General features: G+C 27.2%; 16 protein-coding genes and 1 pseudogene. 7 read left to right on the top strand and 10 right to left on the bottom strand.

What is annotated here, in order from left to right; all coding sequences use genetic code 11:
- Positions 1-416 precede the first annotated feature (416 nt).
- Positions 417-731 carry a hypothetical protein gene (locus AJN60_RS00415; RefSeq protein ID WP_002790365.1) on the bottom strand — a complete coding sequence of 105 codons (315 nt, stop codon included), beginning with the start codon at positions 729-731 and terminating at the stop codon, positions 417-419.
- Positions 732-1,279: 548 nt separating this feature from the next.
- Here AJN60_RS00415 and AJN60_RS00410 point away from each other — a divergent pair.
- Positions 1,280-1,813 (top strand): hypothetical protein, encoded by a 534-nt coding sequence (locus AJN60_RS00410; RefSeq protein ID WP_070285662.1) that lies wholly within the window; start codon positions 1,280-1,282, stop codon positions 1,811-1,813.
- Between the two features lie 450 nt (positions 1,814-2,263).
- On the opposite strand, the gene AJN60_RS09875 is transcribed toward AJN60_RS00410, so the two are convergent.
- From AJN60_RS09875 to AJN60_RS09640, 5 genes are all read right to left on the bottom strand, one after another.
- On the bottom strand, positions 2,264-2,419 hold the full coding sequence (locus AJN60_RS09875) for a hypothetical protein (protein WP_225899392.1): 156 nt from the start codon (positions 2,417-2,419) through the stop codon (positions 2,264-2,266).
- An 87-nt stretch (positions 2,420-2,506) separates the two neighbouring features.
- Entirely contained in the window at positions 2,507-2,662 is a 156-nt protein-coding gene (locus tag AJN60_RS09870; protein ID WP_002861521.1) for a hypothetical protein, read from the bottom strand.
- Positions 2,663-2,715: 53 nt separating this feature from the next.
- Positions 2,716-3,006: a recombinase gene (locus AJN60_RS00400; protein ID WP_237766514.1), complete on the bottom strand. Its 291-nt coding sequence runs from the start codon at positions 3,004-3,006 to the stop codon at positions 2,716-2,718.
- A gap of 34 nt (positions 3,007-3,040) precedes the next feature.
- On the bottom strand, positions 3,041-3,175 hold the full coding sequence (locus AJN60_RS00395) for a transcriptional regulator (RefSeq protein ID WP_002861523.1): 135 nt from the start codon (positions 3,173-3,175) through the stop codon (positions 3,041-3,043).
- A 47-nt stretch (positions 3,176-3,222) separates the two neighbouring features.
- Positions 3,223-3,384: a hypothetical protein gene (locus AJN60_RS09640; protein WP_002834683.1), complete on the bottom strand. Its 162-nt coding sequence runs from the start codon at positions 3,382-3,384 to the stop codon at positions 3,223-3,225.
- A gap of 981 nt (positions 3,385-4,365) precedes the next feature.
- Between AJN60_RS09640 and AJN60_RS00390 the strand changes: the two genes are divergently transcribed.
- The 5 genes and pseudogenes from AJN60_RS00390 (at position 4,366) to AJN60_RS00370 (ending at position 9,983) form a co-directional block, all read left to right on the top strand.
- On the top strand, positions 4,366-5,823 hold the full coding sequence (locus tag AJN60_RS00390) for a Y-family DNA polymerase (RefSeq protein ID WP_070285660.1): 1,458 nt from the start codon (positions 4,366-4,368) through the stop codon (positions 5,821-5,823).
- Entirely contained in the window at positions 5,816-6,007 is a 192-nt protein-coding gene (locus AJN60_RS00385) for a hypothetical protein (RefSeq protein WP_002779581.1), read from the top strand. The genes AJN60_RS00390 and AJN60_RS00385 overlap by 8 nt, the downstream gene beginning before the upstream one ends.
- A gap of 736 nt (positions 6,008-6,743) precedes the next feature.
- The gene (locus tag AJN60_RS00380; RefSeq protein WP_070285659.1) at positions 6,744-7,136 is read left to right on the top strand and encodes a hypothetical protein; all 393 of its coding nucleotides are present in this window, start codon (positions 6,744-6,746) and stop codon (positions 7,134-7,136) included.
- Between the two features lie 1,001 nt (positions 7,137-8,137).
- Positions 8,138-9,144 (top strand): annotated as a pseudogene (locus AJN60_RS00375) (DUF3825 domain-containing protein).
- Between the two features lie 176 nt (positions 9,145-9,320).
- The gene (locus AJN60_RS00370; RefSeq protein WP_002871457.1) at positions 9,321-9,983 is read left to right on the top strand and encodes a hypothetical protein; all 663 of its coding nucleotides are present in this window, start codon (positions 9,321-9,323) and stop codon (positions 9,981-9,983) included.
- A 294-nt stretch (positions 9,984-10,277) separates the two neighbouring features.
- On the opposite strand, the gene AJN60_RS00360 is transcribed toward AJN60_RS00370, so the two are convergent.
- A complete protein-coding gene (locus tag AJN60_RS00360) occupies positions 10,278-10,670 on the bottom strand; it encodes a type II toxin-antitoxin system death-on-curing family toxin (protein WP_002861538.1) in 393 nt (130 codons plus the stop codon).
- Positions 10,667-10,816 (bottom strand): hypothetical protein, encoded by a 150-nt coding sequence (locus AJN60_RS09635; protein WP_002861539.1) that lies wholly within the window; start codon positions 10,814-10,816, stop codon positions 10,667-10,669. Before AJN60_RS09635 ends, AJN60_RS00360 begins: the two co-directional genes overlap by 4 nt.
- Before the next feature lie 292 nt (positions 10,817-11,108).
- On the opposite strand from AJN60_RS09635, the gene AJN60_RS00355 reads away from it, so the two are divergent.
- Positions 11,109-11,366 (top strand): hypothetical protein, encoded by a 258-nt coding sequence (locus AJN60_RS00355; RefSeq protein ID WP_002871455.1) that lies wholly within the window; start codon positions 11,109-11,111, stop codon positions 11,364-11,366.
- Between the two features lie 29 nt (positions 11,367-11,395).
- Here the strand turns inward: AJN60_RS00355 and AJN60_RS00350 are convergent, their stop codons facing one another.
- Both AJN60_RS00350 and AJN60_RS00345 read right to left on the bottom strand, forming a co-directional pair.
- Complete coding sequence (locus tag AJN60_RS00350) at positions 11,396-14,080, bottom strand: conjugal transfer protein TraG N-terminal domain-containing protein (protein WP_070285657.1); 2,685 nt, start codon at positions 14,078-14,080, stop codon at positions 11,396-11,398.
- 659 nt (positions 14,081-14,739) lie between these two features.
- Positions 14,740-15,543 (bottom strand): hypothetical protein, encoded by an 804-nt coding sequence (locus tag AJN60_RS00345; protein ID WP_070285656.1) that lies wholly within the window; start codon positions 15,541-15,543, stop codon positions 14,740-14,742.
- Positions 15,544-15,647: the final 104 nt, after the last annotated feature.

Here is a 15,647-nt window from a genome sequence, read left to right as displayed (position 1 = left end):
TAAGCTTTTAGCTAAACTCTCAAAAACAGGTAAAAAATCCTTATCAAATCCGCTAATTTCAATTTTTATAGCCATTTGTATCCTTTCTTATATAATTTTTATTTTTATTATACCATAAAGGATTTTGTTGTAAAATTGGAAAAAACTTTTTTTATATATAAAATTACATAAATAAGACAATCAAAATACAATATAAAAGATTAAAGAATAGTAAAAACGGTTTTTTAAAAAAAACTAATATAAATATATGGTTAATTATATAATTAATCCTCCTCTAAGCCATCATTAATTCCTGCTTCTGCAAGTTCAAGCTGTTCTTTTTGATATACTTTCATCTTTAAAGGCTTCAAAACTTTTTTCCCATAAAACCTTTCTTTGCTCTATATATTCTTGATATTTACACATATTAATCCTTTTTATTTATCAGGTTTAAAACCACTATCTAAAATTATTTTTGTCATTGCACCTTTAAGTTTATCAAAACGATTTAAAGCTTGCATATTACTAACTCTAAGCAATCTTATTTTATCATCTTTTTTATAAAACACTTTAAAAACTTCATCACTTTGTTTGTGTTTTACTATATCATCTAAAGTAGGACTATCTATGAATTCATATTCTTTGGTAAAATCTTCATTTAAAACATCGAATAAATCTTGTTTATAAGCATTTGATGAATGGGGATCGCAAGAATGAACATCAATAATATAATCTTGTATATTTTTTTGCATAGCAAATCCTTTAAAAAATAGTATAAATTTTTATTTTTAGAATGACTTAAAATCTTTTTTAATTTTTATAAATATTAAGGATATTATTTTTTTATATTATGTTGATGTTCTTTTTTATCAAAGTCATAAAATGTAACAAATATGGCTACGGCTATTGCAAAAGCTAAAATAATATATTGTCCTAATGAATGAGATAAATCCATATTGTTTACTTTGTAATATGTTATTTTAACATATAAATTATAACAAAAAAGAAAAAAATAAAATGAAAATAATAAGAAATTGATTTTTTATTATTTATTATGATAATCTTATTTGAGTACTTTTAAAAAGCTTAGAGTATAAAGTGTTGTGATGTAGCTTTTAAAAAGAAGAATAAAAACAAAGAAGCAGAAAACACCCTTATAAAAATTATTAATTATATTCACTAACCATAGATGTAATAAAAAATATTGAGTAAAATATAATCAAAACAAATTTCTATTTATTTTTATAAAAACTGCATTTTTAAATTTGCTATGTTATAATTAAAAAAAGGTTGTATAAATATGAAAAATTATTATATTTCAGAAGGTGTAAAAGCTTTATTTTCTATCTATTTTAAAGATCAAACTGAAGAAAATTTCATTAAAGCTCTTAACGAATTTGCTAAAGAAAGCCAAATAAATTCTCAAGAAATAAAAGACAAATCTTTTAGAGAATTTAAAGAAGCCATTTCTAAATTACCAACTATAGATCTTTTGAATACTAGATTTGATAAGCTTGAAAATTCAGTTGACAAGCTTGAATATTCAATAGGTGCTAAACTTGATAAGCTTGAAAATTCAATAGGTGCTAAACTTGATAAGCCTGAAGATTCAGTATGTGCTAAACTTAATAAGCTTGAAAATTCAATAGGTGCTAAACTTGATAAGCCTGAAGATTCAGTATGTGCTAAACTTAATAAGCTTGAAAACAAACTAGATAGCTTTAAAAGAGAAGTTAGAACATATGTAATTATTCTTGCTGCTTTAATGTTTATTTTACAGCCTACAATTTTTGATTTAATTTTGTCTATCTTTAAATCATTTCTAAGACAATAAGGTTTTTAACTTTTACTTTCGTTAGTGTGTTTATCATTGAGATAATGAGCTACTAAAACCAATATGCCAAAAACGAGAGTGATAGCACCAATTAAAATAGCTATATTATAACCATCCATTTTTTCTCCTTTTTTCAAAAAAAGTTCAATCTTTAAGAAAGATTGATGATAATGCAACTACCGTTAAAATTAGCAAACTTTCGATGAGGATAATAAAAGCTCTACTATCGCCTGTTTGTAAACCATAAAGACTATTTATAAACAATCCTATGCCAATAGATTCCATGAATCTTAAGATTGCTTTTGTAGGTATTTTTGTAAATATTACTATTTTTTTGAAAAAATTTTTCTTTTTTCTTCTTATCTTATAACAAAAAAATACTAAAAGTCAAGGGTTAAAATATCCCACCTTAGGATTAAGTTACACTAGATTGTTTCTAGTGCGAGAGTATTATTTTAAGTGTTCTACCATAAAGTCCATTATTGCCCAAACACTTGAAATTATAGTGGCAATGCTAACAACACAAGCTCCTATAAGCCAATAGATTCCTTGTTGTTTTAATGAACTTATTGATAGTTTGATTTCACTTTGTAAGGAACTTTCCATTCGTTTGATTTCGGCTTCAAGTCCTTTAGTCTCAGATTGGAATAAATCCTTGCTAACCAACTCATTTCTTATTTGCTCAATGGCTTCTTACTTTAAATTCCCAAAATTAAGCCTTTGCGTTGTTGCTCTATCATTAGCAAATTCTTCAAAAGCTTGAATGAGCTTTTTAGCTTGATCAGTATCTGAAAAAATACTTTTCAATAATGCTTTAAAGCTCTCATTGAGTGTAATTTCTTTTTTCATGGCATATCCTTGCATACTAACTCCTAAATTATAACATATTTTCATGTGCGCTCTTAGGCTACATTTCCAATTTGCTTCCACCATGTTTTTTTCTCAGAGTGAAATCTATAACCTAATTGCTTGATTTTTTCATTTAAACCATAGGTATTTCCTACAATCCAATAATAACCATCTTCATTTTTCACTTCGAGTCCCAAAGATAACAAAACTTGTCTTTCATCTTCGCTAAAAGTTGTAGCGTTTGATTGTGAAAAGTTTTGTGAGAAATCAACTTTCTTTTTGTTTTCATGAGTATTGTTTTGGTAAGCTTCAATATCGATAATAATATTGCTAGTTTCAGTCATTCCAACGCCCATTTCTTCAGTAGAATATAATCCACTAAGTTAGAATTTTACCACTAGCCCAAGTATTTATTGTAGAAGCAAAGACATCTAATTGTCTTCCTAATTCAGTTTGAGTAGTGTTTAACTCTTTACAAACTTCTTTAATAATATTTTCTTTCTCTTCTGTCATGCTAATCCTTTATTTTAGATTAATATTTTTTAGTAATAATTTTTTCATTACTTTTCAGAAATGAAAGGATTTGGCTCATTTTTTGAATTTCCCTGTCTTAGTGCAGGGCTTATTATATTTTCTACTATTTTATTTTTAATCATTTCAAAATCTTTGTCATTGATTTTTCCTATGTAAGTTTTTATCCTTTTAGTATCAAAAACTCTCATTTGTCCTAAAAGTGCAACTTGTAAAGTGTCTTTATTGTCCTTAAATTTGTGAAATAAAAAGCCTTTTTTTGTTTTTAGTCTTAGAACTTAAAGGTGCGCCTAAAAATGTGCCATTATAAAAACTATTTATTACCAAAACAGGACGCGTAAAAAACTCATTTTTACCTTAAACTTCAGCACCGATATTTAAACCAATGCTAAGCCAATAAATCTTTTTTTACACTAACTTTTCTGATTAATTTTACTTTGTTTAAGCTCTTTTTTCGTTCGTTCCAGCTGTCAAATTGCACTTCGTTCGTTTTATTCCTTTATATCTTTTGGCATAATGCTATGTAATGCTGTAAGCAGAAGTTTTATCTTTAAATATTTCTTTTCTATATTTTTCTAAGTTTTTTCATTGTTTCTCCTGTCTTTTTAAAAGATTTGTTTTTCAACTAATTTTCTCTTTCTTTTTTTAATTTATTGGTATTTTGGTTTATGATTTATATAAAAAGCAAGATCCTTATTATAACAGTTCCATTTTTTCTTAAATAGCGAAAAATGAAAGGAGTGATAAAGATTTTGAGATTTTTCCATGTATAAAATAAGGCAGATTTTTATTTTATCAATAGCAATTATTATTAAAAAAAATAGCAGAAAATTTCATTTGCCTATATTAATGTAACTTTTTATTACAATCAGCATTTTCAAAAAACTTTATCATTATTTCAGCTTAAATTTTATCATTTAAAATTAAACTTGATATAAATCTTTTCGTATACTTTGCTCGCTCGATTTAAATATATAAAAGCATAATATTGAGTAATACTATGTAATTTTAAACAAGGCATGGTTTTTGATAAAATTTTTAGATGAAAAAATCTACAAGCTTGATTGTTTTATTGATTAATTCCAAAACAAGAACTAAAAATTAACAATCTTAGTCTATTAAAATTCTTTTTATACAATTAAAAAATAATTATTATATACAAATGTGAAAATATGGATAATACGCAAAAATATGCAGCTATAGATCTTAAGTCATTTTATGCTTCTGTTGAATGCATTTTAAGAAAATTAGATCCTCTAAATACCAATCTTGTAGTTGCGGATGAAAGTAGAACTGAAAAAACAATATGTCTTGCGGTATCTCCCGCATTAAGATCTTATAATATATCAGGCAGATTAAGACTATTTGAACTAATACAAAAAGTAAAAACAATCAATTACAAGCGCTTAAAAATTGCTAAATATTTCAGTGCAAAATCATACAATCATCTTGAACTAATAAATAATCCTAATTTAGAACTTGATTACATTGTTGCAAAACCTAGGATGTCAACATATATAGACTATAGTTCTAAAATCTACAGTATTTATTTAAAGTATTTTGATCCAAAAGACATTCATATTTACTCCATTGATGAAGTATTTATTGATTTAACTCCTTATATCAAACATTATAAGCTATCTGCTGGCAAACTCATTGAAAACATATTATTTGAAATTTTAAAAACAACTCAAATAACAGCAACTGCGGGAATAGGAACAAATCTTTACTTAGCAAAAATTGCAATGGATATATTAGCCAAAAAACAAAATATTAATAAAGATGGACTTTGCATAGGGTATTTGGATGAAATGCTTTATAGAAGAAAATTATGGCAACACACGCCCATAAATGATTTTTGGCGTATAGGCAAAGGATATGCAACAAAACTAAAAAGCATAGGCATTAACAATATGGGAGATTTAGCAAGATACTCTCTTAATAACGAGGATAAACTTTATCAAATTTTTGGAGTAAATGCTGAGTTATTAATCGATCATGCTTGGGGGTTTGAAAGCTGTACAATGCAAGCTATTAAAGAATATAAAAGCAAACATATCTCTAAGGTAATGGCTAAGGTTTTGCCTAAGCCTTATAGTTTTAAAAAAGCTAGAAATATGCTTAAAGAAATCGTCGATCATATGGTTCTTGAGCTAATTGAGCAAAATTTAACATGCAATCAAATCGTTTTAGATGTACAATATGATAAAGAAAGCTTAGAAAAGGTACAAAGCTACAAGGGTCCAATGAGCAAAGATTCCTATGGAAGATCTATTCCAAAAAATGCACATTCAACAATCAATTTGGATTACCACAGCTCTTCCTTGGAAACTATTTGCAATAAAGGTTTAGAATTGTTTGATTTAATAGTTAATGCTGATTTTTTAATTAGAAAAATAAGTCTTACTCTTAATAATGTTGTAAAAAATGACACGATAAAAAAAATTAAAGAACCCAGTCTTTTTGCCGACATAGAACAGAAGGAAAATAAAAATTTTATAAAAGAAGAGAAATTACAAAAAGCTAGACTCGCGATTGTTCACAAATATGGAAAAAAATCTATTTTTAAAGCCTCGAGTCTTGAAAATGGCTTAAAAATTAATTCGCAAATAGGAGGACACAATGCCTAATAACCACGATGATATTATTAATATTAAATACAAAAAATCTACAAAATATCCTCTTATGCCATTAGAAAAAAGAGCGGCACAGTTTGCTCCATTTTCAGTGCTTAAAGGATTTGATGAAGCAATTGAAAAAAAGAAAAAAGAAATGGAAAGAAAGCTTGAAAAGTCTATCTATATAAACGAGTAATCATGTTTTTATGAGAAAATATTTTAGATATAAAAATCAATTAAAAACAAGTAAAAAAATAAGTATTTTTTAAATAGTGTATTTTTTATACCACTTTTATCTCTATATATTTTAGACTTAAAATAAAATTAATTAAAATTAGTATTAAAATTTTATCTTTTTTTCTGTGAATTTTCATATAAAAAATATTGTTTTTTAAATGATTAAAAAAATAAAAAAATTATCTTGTACTTTTCACGAGCAAAAATTCAAAGAGAAAATTACAGCAAAACTATATTTATTTTGATTTATTTTTTTTGTTTTTTTATCTATCATTTTTTATTTTTATTTTTATTTTTTTACCTATCTTCACTCTAAAATTTTTGTAAATTTTTCAATTAAAAAATACTCCAAATCCAAACCCACGAAAAGACAAAAAATAGTTTTAATTAAGCATTAAAAAGTCTAGGTTTAAGCAAGGGCATTTTTATACCCAACCTAAACCTTTTTAGCCCCTGAAATAGAAAAGTATTCTTCTCACCCTTTATCCCCTCATTTATTGCCTTATTCTTTCTCTCATTCTCTCCCTATCTTTGCCACTTTTTAAACATATTTCTAGCATAAACTTTCCCTGATATATAAAAATACTCATTTCATACCCAAGTTAAATAAAAATACGGTATAATTTCATAAAGCACTAAAACCACAGGAGAAAACTTATGTCTAAAACTAATACACGCCCAAGCGAAAAAACAAAATGCACAAAGCCATAGAAACTTGGTTTACCAAAATATACCTAAACAAAATAATCCACAAAGAGAAAAACGATAAATTATTTATCAATATAACTAGCTGTCTAGCATTCATACTCTCAATCTATGGCAAAACCGAAGAAAACAAAAGCAAAATGACACCTACTGTTATGGCTTATATCAAAAAAACAAAAAACACTTTTATTGCCAAACTAAAAAGAGTTAAAAACCATGAGAGCATTATCGATTTACAAGCCAAATACCCAAAGCTTGATATAGTTTCAGCCTATCAATTCCTAACCTTCAAAGATAAATTCAAAATTACCAAATCAGAAATCCAAGATTTTGAAACACTAATCGATATTCTTTCAAAAAACGCCCAAAAATCAAAAAAATAACCCTAAAACGATAAAAACCATTAAAAAAATCATTTTAGCCTTTTAAAGGTTAATTCTGTCATTTTAAACCCTATATCCATTCAAGATACCCACTTGCAATCAAAAAAACACAAAAAAACCTACAAAAATCGCAACACAAAACAAAAACCACAGCCCATTTCAAAACTGCAAAGCATTTTTGAAAATTCGCAAGAACTTCTAAAATAAGCCCTTGATCTCATATTATCGCTATAAATCAAGCACAATCAAAAATACACGCCATGAAGAAAATTTTGTAGTTTTTAGCTCTAAAGTCTATTTTTGCCAAAAATCTTACACAATAACTCGATTATCAATAATGCTTAAAAACCTACAAAATAGATATTTTAAAAGCTTTTTACAAATCGCAAAATGTCGGTAAAACATTGATATTACTTGCCCGCAATAATAAGCTTTAAATGCCTATATTTGGGCTATACTCTTGCATTATGCCCATTGGCTCAACTTTTTACATTTTTTTCAAAAAAAGCAAAAGAACCTAAAAATAAGGGTTTTAACATAGATAAGCCATGAATATTGATATTTTACTTTTTTATTACACTTTTTAGTATATTTTTTTCAACAATAAAAATTAAATTAATATTAAAAACCCTATAAAATAGTATTTTAAACAAACTCTTTTTTGTAGTTAAGTTGTAATAAAGTTGAACTCAAGTTGTAATTATGTTGTAGTTAAGTTGTAGTTAAGTTGAAATAAAAATTACATAAACATAAACTATACTTGAAGTAAAGTTGTATTAATGTGTATCACATATTGAAATAAAATTACATATTGCTTGAAAACAACTTGTAATATATGTATTTTATTTAGTTGATTTGCAATTAACTCGCAACAACTTATATTTTAACTCCAACAGGAAAAGTAATAGGCACTCCTATTGAAGGAGCGGTTGATTCTGACATACTTTTTGGACTATTGAAAGGTTTAGAAGATTATAAGAAAGGACAATTAGGTTTTTAGCGTGGAAAAAAACATAGAAAAATTAATTTTAGAAGCCTATGAAGATAGTAAAACTAAATTTGACCATGTTACTACAGGACATATCAGTCAATATTTGAAAAGAAAATATGATTTAAAAATCAATTGTAGTAAGGCATTAATAGAAGCAGGTTTTGATCTTGAAAAAGATGAAAACGAACCTTCTTTAGTTTATGTTAAAAAAGCTACCACAAGAAACAAGACTTCAAATCGTGATCAAATTCAAAACAAAGTTGAAGAGAAACCTTTGTTGTTTCAATTTGCCTATTTTCCAAATTTTCTAAATACGCTCCAAGAGCTTTCTAATATAGCTCAAAAAGAATTTTGGGGAAACGGAAATAATATTTTATTTTCTTATCTTTTTAAATATTTTGAGTTCATTTATGAAAATAAAAGCTATCCTGATATTATTACTTATAATAAAGACAAAACAAAGGCATGTTTCAATACAGGTTTGTATAGTACAGGTGTTTTTCCAATATTTGCATACTTTGAAATTCAAGAAAACGGAGGATATGTTTTTAGAAAATTTTGTTCTAATGGAGATAGAGTTTTAGATGATTTAGAAATACCTAAATCTTTAAGCGATTATGATACATTCAAAAATGAAATCATTTTTGATAGTAAATTGGATTTTAGGGTAAATCATTTGCATCTTTTTGAGAGAAAAGAGCGATTACCTGAAATTGTGAAAAACTAAATGATAGGTTCATAGGACACATTATTAATGGTGAATTGAAAATCATCAAAGATAATTATAATCTTCAAAAGATGATTATTCCTGCAGCTTATAAGCAAAGGGTAGTTTTGTACATTCCTTTGAAACTTCAAGAAGAATCAGTTGATACGATAGTTGTAGTTGAAAAAGAGGAAGTTAAAAACGAACAGTATTACGCTGTGAGAACTATACTAAATCCGCAAGACAATATTTACAAAACCGCAAGAGTTCTTTCAATAGTTGAATCTGAATGGGTAAAAAACACCATTTGAAAGTAAAAACATTGGTAAAATAGGCTTTTGAGATAAGTCATTTTACCATGTAATTTTATTTCCAAAAAAAGAAATGGAAAGAAAGCTTGAAAAAAGTACTTACAAGTGTGAATAATAATATTTTTTGTAAAAATTTGATATGATTTAAGAATATTAATCCAATATTAGAGAAATTCATGCCAACAGAACAAACCGATCTTGAATATTTGTTTTCTAAAGAAAGATTAGAATCTTATAATAATATTTACGAACATTTTGATAATTTAAAAATGATTGCAAGCATAACAACAAAAATAGCAATACTTGAACTAGTATTAAGAAATTTACTAGATAAACATATGAAAGAAAAAGATTTAGAATGGTTAAGAAATTATAACGAAGAAAACATCAAACAAAAAATAATTAAATTGCAAAACAAAGAAATATTAGATAACAATCAACTCATTTCAAGAATTTCTTTAGGAGATGTAATATTTATAATTAAGCTAGAACACTTAGAGGCAAAAATAATTAATTCTTCTAATATAAATTTTAAAAAATATTATGCACACAACAAAGAATATTACTTTCACTATGTAAATAATAAAAAATATAAAAATAGTTTTAGCAATATAGAAAAAGCAAATATTGTTCTTAACCTTTTACTCACAATCAGAAATAGAAGTTTTCACTGGGAAAATTTATATAAAACAAAAATAACAAATCAAAAGGCTTTAGCTCCTAGAATCACCACAAAATCACATAATACCTTTATAGGCGTTATGCCAAATAAAATCAATGCTTTTTTAAGTGATTTAATAGAGAGTTTTGAAAAAGATTTGAATAGCTACTTAAAATAGTATTTAAGATGGGCGATCTCGATCCGCCCTTATAATGATTTTAAATTATATCATACAATTAAAAAATTGTCAATTTAGTTTATATTTAGTATTGCTCTAAAATGTTGATTGTATAATAACATAATATTTAGATTTTCGTTTTAAAGGAGTGCAAATGAGTGATACTATTATTTTAGGTATTTTATTAGAGAAGTACAATAATGCTAAATATAAAAAAGTCGGAAACTGTATTAAACTTCGTTATCAATATAATAATGCAAATGTGAATTTATATTTTGATGGTTATGATAAAAATTATCCTTCAACTTCTATATTTTTATCAATAAAATTTTGTAAAATTTGATTTAAATCATCTTTTGCAATAGAATCATCTGCAACACCGACAACAATATCTTCCATAACTTCAGCAAATTTATCATTATATTTACCATCTAAATCTAAAAAGTGCATACCTAGAAATATCGAAGTCCGTTTATTTCCATCAGCAAATGGATGAAATTTTACACAGGAAAATATTAAATGTGTAATTTTATCAGTTATTGTAGGATAATAATCATCGTTTTTTATATGCTCTAATGCGCTAGCCAAATATCCTATTTGTGTTTCATTATAACCACTTAATCCGCCTGTTTTTTCAATAATCTTTTCGTGTATAGCAATAGCTTCGCTTAGTTCTATATATTTCATTTATTTTTAAGTCTTTGAAACACCGCATTTATAGCAGGTTTTTCTAACTCTTTTTCCATTTTTGCCATAGTTTTTTTAACTGCTTTTCTCTCAGCTAAATATTCTTTATTATTTTTTTGTTGCGTATTATATTCTGTGGTTTTCATTTTACTACCCTCTTTATTCTTTCAATTAATATCCTAAATACTGTATAGACTATTTTAACATTTATATTTGATTAGCAAATCAATATGAAGCTAAAAAAATTAATTTGCTAATTATACCCAAATTAATTTTCATTAAGCAATAAATAAAACAATCAAGTCAAAAAAAAGAAAGAAATCCGTTTCAAACCCCTAAAAAATAGGCATTTTATAGCAAAAATACTTGCAAAAATTTATTAAAATATGGTATAATTTTATTAAAAATATGAATAAGTTATAATTGAAAGGAATAAAGATGGATAAAGCGCACTTAATTATTTATTTAGCAGTACTTGCATCTATTGTTAGTGTTTTAATAACTTGTTGTCTTTTGTATTTAATCAGAGATAGGTTAAGCAAATTGTTTTCTAAAAATACATTATTGAAAATCAAGAAGTTTTTAAAAGAGAATGTTAAGGATACTGATGACTCATTAAGATCACGAGAGGATTATATTTTTGATCCAGCATATAGACTTATGGCAGGAAATATACACCATAATAGGTATCACTAAGCCTAGTTAAAACTAGACTTAGTGTATTATTATTTATAAGTATCATTGATTTTTTCATTTCTTTCTTTGATAGCAGTTCCTGCTTTTTTCTCAGCTGCGCCTGCTGCTTTTTCTACATCAAATGCTAATCCTTCTGATTCAACTTTAGCAGGAGCATTTCTTGTTTTCAAGAAACCTTGATATCTTGAATTTAAATCGTCTATGGCTTTATTGTGATCAGTCATAACACCTCTTGGATCATAATAATTATGTTTTGTTTGCTCGTGTAATCCATTTGAATTGACATTAGAGTTTACTCCTGCATAGTGTGATAATCCTTGCATATCTCCCCTTGCAGCCATATTTTCAACAGCATTCACAGCAGAAGCCACATTTTCTTTATTAACTACGCCACCATAATTTTCATTGATATAACCTTGAACGATAGATGATCCGCCATCATAACCCACTGAATTATTAAGCGTTTTAGCTTCATTATAGCTATCCATAGAACTTTTGATGCTAGCAGAATTTGTAACATTTCCTGTTTTAAGAAGGTTATTAAATGAAGCACTTGCATCTCTATTTTTACCAATTTCATTAGAAATACTTTCGTTAAAGGTTTTATTAAAGGTTTCTTTTTGATCTTTGCTTAGTTTTTGATACCAATCTTCAGATTCTACTGAACCTGTAGATACATAGCCTCCTGCATCAACATTTATTCTAACTCCTTTTATATTTTTATCAAAGCCAATACCACCGCCAATTTTTCCATTTATCACATCTTCATAAGCTTGTTTTACATCCACACCTGTTACTTTAGAATAAGCATTAGCTAAAGCATGTTGTGATGCTTTGGTAATAGTATTTCTATCGTTTTCTGATAAGGCTAAGCTATCTCCTTTTCCACTAGCAACTTCTAAAGCTCTTTGAGATAGGTTAGAATTTTGAATCGCATCACTTAGAGCGTGTGCTCTTGTTTCTAAATTGCTTGCAGTCATACCAGCATTTAATCCTTTAATAGAAGCATTACCTATAGAACCATTAGCATTGATTACAGCGGAACTTCCAGTCATATTATCTTTAACTAATTCGCCACCATGTTGCATATCTCTTGTTCCCATAAAACTTCTACCACCTGCACCAAACGAAGATTGAAGAGTATTATAACCTGCACCCACAGCCCAAACTTCATCTCCTCTAGGAGCAGCAATGCTTGTTTGCGTAGATAAGGCTTGCTGATTTGCAAAGCTTCCAGCAGCTCTTGAAGCACCTGTTAGAGCTTGAGATAATCCAGAAGCAAAAGTTATAAATCCTTGCTCACTTGCTTTAGCAATTGCATAAGCTAAAACAGGAGTACTCATTACAAGATAATTCATGAAATTTGATCTATTTGCTACTTCTTTGAATATAAGCATATTATCTCCTAAGCTTAAAGCTGCTTTTCCACCTGTTATTACTTGTGCAACATTCATAAGATTAAAATCATTTATAAAATTAATAATACAAAGTATAGGAGTCCAAAGCACTATCCAAATACATAGAGTAAAAAACATCTTAATATGTGCGTAAGAGCCAAATACAATAGAAAGCAAAGCAACAAGCCAAGATAAACCTATGATAATAGCTGTTAAATAAGCTTTAGCTAAAGGCAAATAAGTTTGCGCCATGTGTCCTTGTGCTTGCATACTTGCATAAAATTGCTGATCCGCATAAGCAGTATTTGCAGCCACAGAAGCAGGATTTAATCCTACTGATTTAGCGGTATTAATGATTGCATCTTGAGAAGCAAGCATTACCATGGATTGCTGTAAATAAGATCTAGCACTTACAGCTTGTTCGTTATAGATTTGTGCAGCGCCTAAGAACTTTTGCTCATAATTTGTCATATCATTCGCCATGCCAAGCAAAGCAGCATGAATCTTCATAGCTTCATCTGTATCGTTTTGAATCATTTCAACGATTTGAGGACCTGCATCAGAACAAGGCACAACACTTTGTTCTTCAACATTATTGTTATTTTTAAACAAAGGAGTAAGCTGAGAGCCATTGCCTATGTTTGTGAAAAGATCTTGCATTAAATTATCAGAGTTTTGAAAAAGATTTCTACCTTGTTGATTAAGTAAGATACCTACTGAAACGCAGTTTCTAAAATAAAAATCAATATTTTTTTGCAAAGTTGCATCAATAGCCGAAAGCTTTACACTTGGTAAAGTACTCATCACTTGAAGTGAAAAACCTAAACCTGCATTAGAAAAATTTGTAGATTGTGGAGTTGAAAAATGTTTTTCCATAGCTTCTAGAATAAGTCTTTCAAATTGTGTCATTAATGCAAAGCTTTTTCCTATGCCTATAGGAATTTGAGAAATGACATAATCTTTACTTGTTACTTCATCGTGAATCATGAAGCGGTGACTATTGTCATTTGGCGCCCTTAAAAACATCTGCCACACTACAGCAAAAAGTATAAACATTTTTCCAAATTCAAACACAGGATTTGTTTGTCCATCCATTGCTTTTTTGATACTAAAAAGCAATAATGAAATAGCTAAGGCTGCATTAACGATATAACTTGTTTCAGTGGTTATACCTTTAACAGCTTGCATGATTTCATTCATCACATCGCCATAACCCCAAGTATAAATTAAATTGCTATTAGCTATTTCAGTTGCACCAAATAAAAATGAAGGTGCAAAAAACAAAGTGCTAAGGAATAAAAAGTAAAATCTTTTCATGGACTGTTTTAAGAAGTTAAAGAGTTTGTTTGGTATAATTATAAAAGGTAGATGCCAAAGGCGGCTACCTTTGGCATTAATCATAACCTAGAAAGGCGGTGATTAAATTGTCCAATAAAATTATAGTAATAATTATACTACTTTGTATAATTATAGTCAAGTGTTATTAACACTTGATTTCCCCTTTTTTTAAGGGGAGCTATAATTTTCCCTTTGGCTTAACCAAACAAGCTTTTAACTAAGCTTATCTCCTTTCTGTTGAATTATTTTATTTTTTAATTTATATTTTTCTTGCTTATGCTAAAAGATAAGATTCAATCATAAATAAAATGTATTAAGAAGTCAAAGAATTTGTTTGGTATAATTGCATTAAGGGTTTTACCACAAGGCTGCAACCCTGTGGCATAATCACACCCTAGAAAGGGGGTGAAACTATGTTTCGTTTCGTACTTATAATTATACTAATTTGTATAATTACTGTCAAGGCTTATTAGCCTTGCCCCTTTTCTTAAGGGGCGAAACTCCCTTGTGGCTTGCACCAAACAAACTTTTAACTAAGCTTCTCTTCTTTCTATTGAATTTCTATATTTTTTTATATTTTTTATTTGAACTAAATAATAAACTTAACAAGATTTAAATTTACCAAATCTACTATCTTTTTACTTCAATCTCACATTCATAATCATATTAGATAAAAAGATACTATCTTTATCAAAGTCTTTTGAGTTATATTCATTTTTTGATTGTATAGTTTGCATAGTTTGCATTAAAGCTGAAAGATTGTATAAACTTAAACTTTCTAATATATTTATGAGTTCTATCTTGCTTAAAGTATTAAAATCATTTAACAATCTAAGATAATTACTTATAATAGAAGAAGAATTTATATTATGAAATACAATTTTATTTTTTATATCTTTTTTAATAAAAAATTGATTATTTTTTATATAAAAATAATCTTTAAGATGATGATTGCTTATTATTTGATTATAAAAACTTAAAAGACTTTCTTTGCTGTTTAAGTCTATAAAATTAAGATAAAAATTCTTTTCTTCTAAGGCTAATTTTAAAGCATTAAGATTTGCAAAAGAAGCATTAAGATTTTCATTATTTTTTAAAGCATAAACGATATTTTCTTGTTCTTGTTTTTGGGTAATAGCATATTGTAATAAAGGATTTTTATAATGTGTATCGCTATTGATTAAAACATTGATATAAAAAGCTTCTTTGCTTTTCTTAGTTAATTGAAGCAAAGATAAAAGTGTAGAAGGGATATAAAAAGAATCAAGCTTTAAATTTAAATACTTATCATAAGTATTTATATAAGTTAATTCTTGACTAAAATCCAAAGCTTGTTCTTTTAAATTTAAAAGCATTGTTCCACCTAATCCTAATAAAGCTAGATTTTTGAAATTCTCTAAAGCTTTTCTTTTTTCTAAATTGATTTGAAGTATTTTTTGCATTGTTTTTCCTTTCTTTTGTGGCTTACTCTTTGATATTATGTTCTTTAGCATAAGCTAGTATTTTAGCTCGAAGTTCTTGCGGAAAATTATATCTATAAATAGCA

The organism is Campylobacter sp. BCW_4323 (genome assembly GCF_001763115.1).
GTDB lineage: Bacteria > Campylobacterota > Campylobacteria > Campylobacterales > Campylobacteraceae > Campylobacter_D > Campylobacter_D jejuni.
This window is presented reverse-complemented; position numbering and strand designations above follow the sequence as displayed.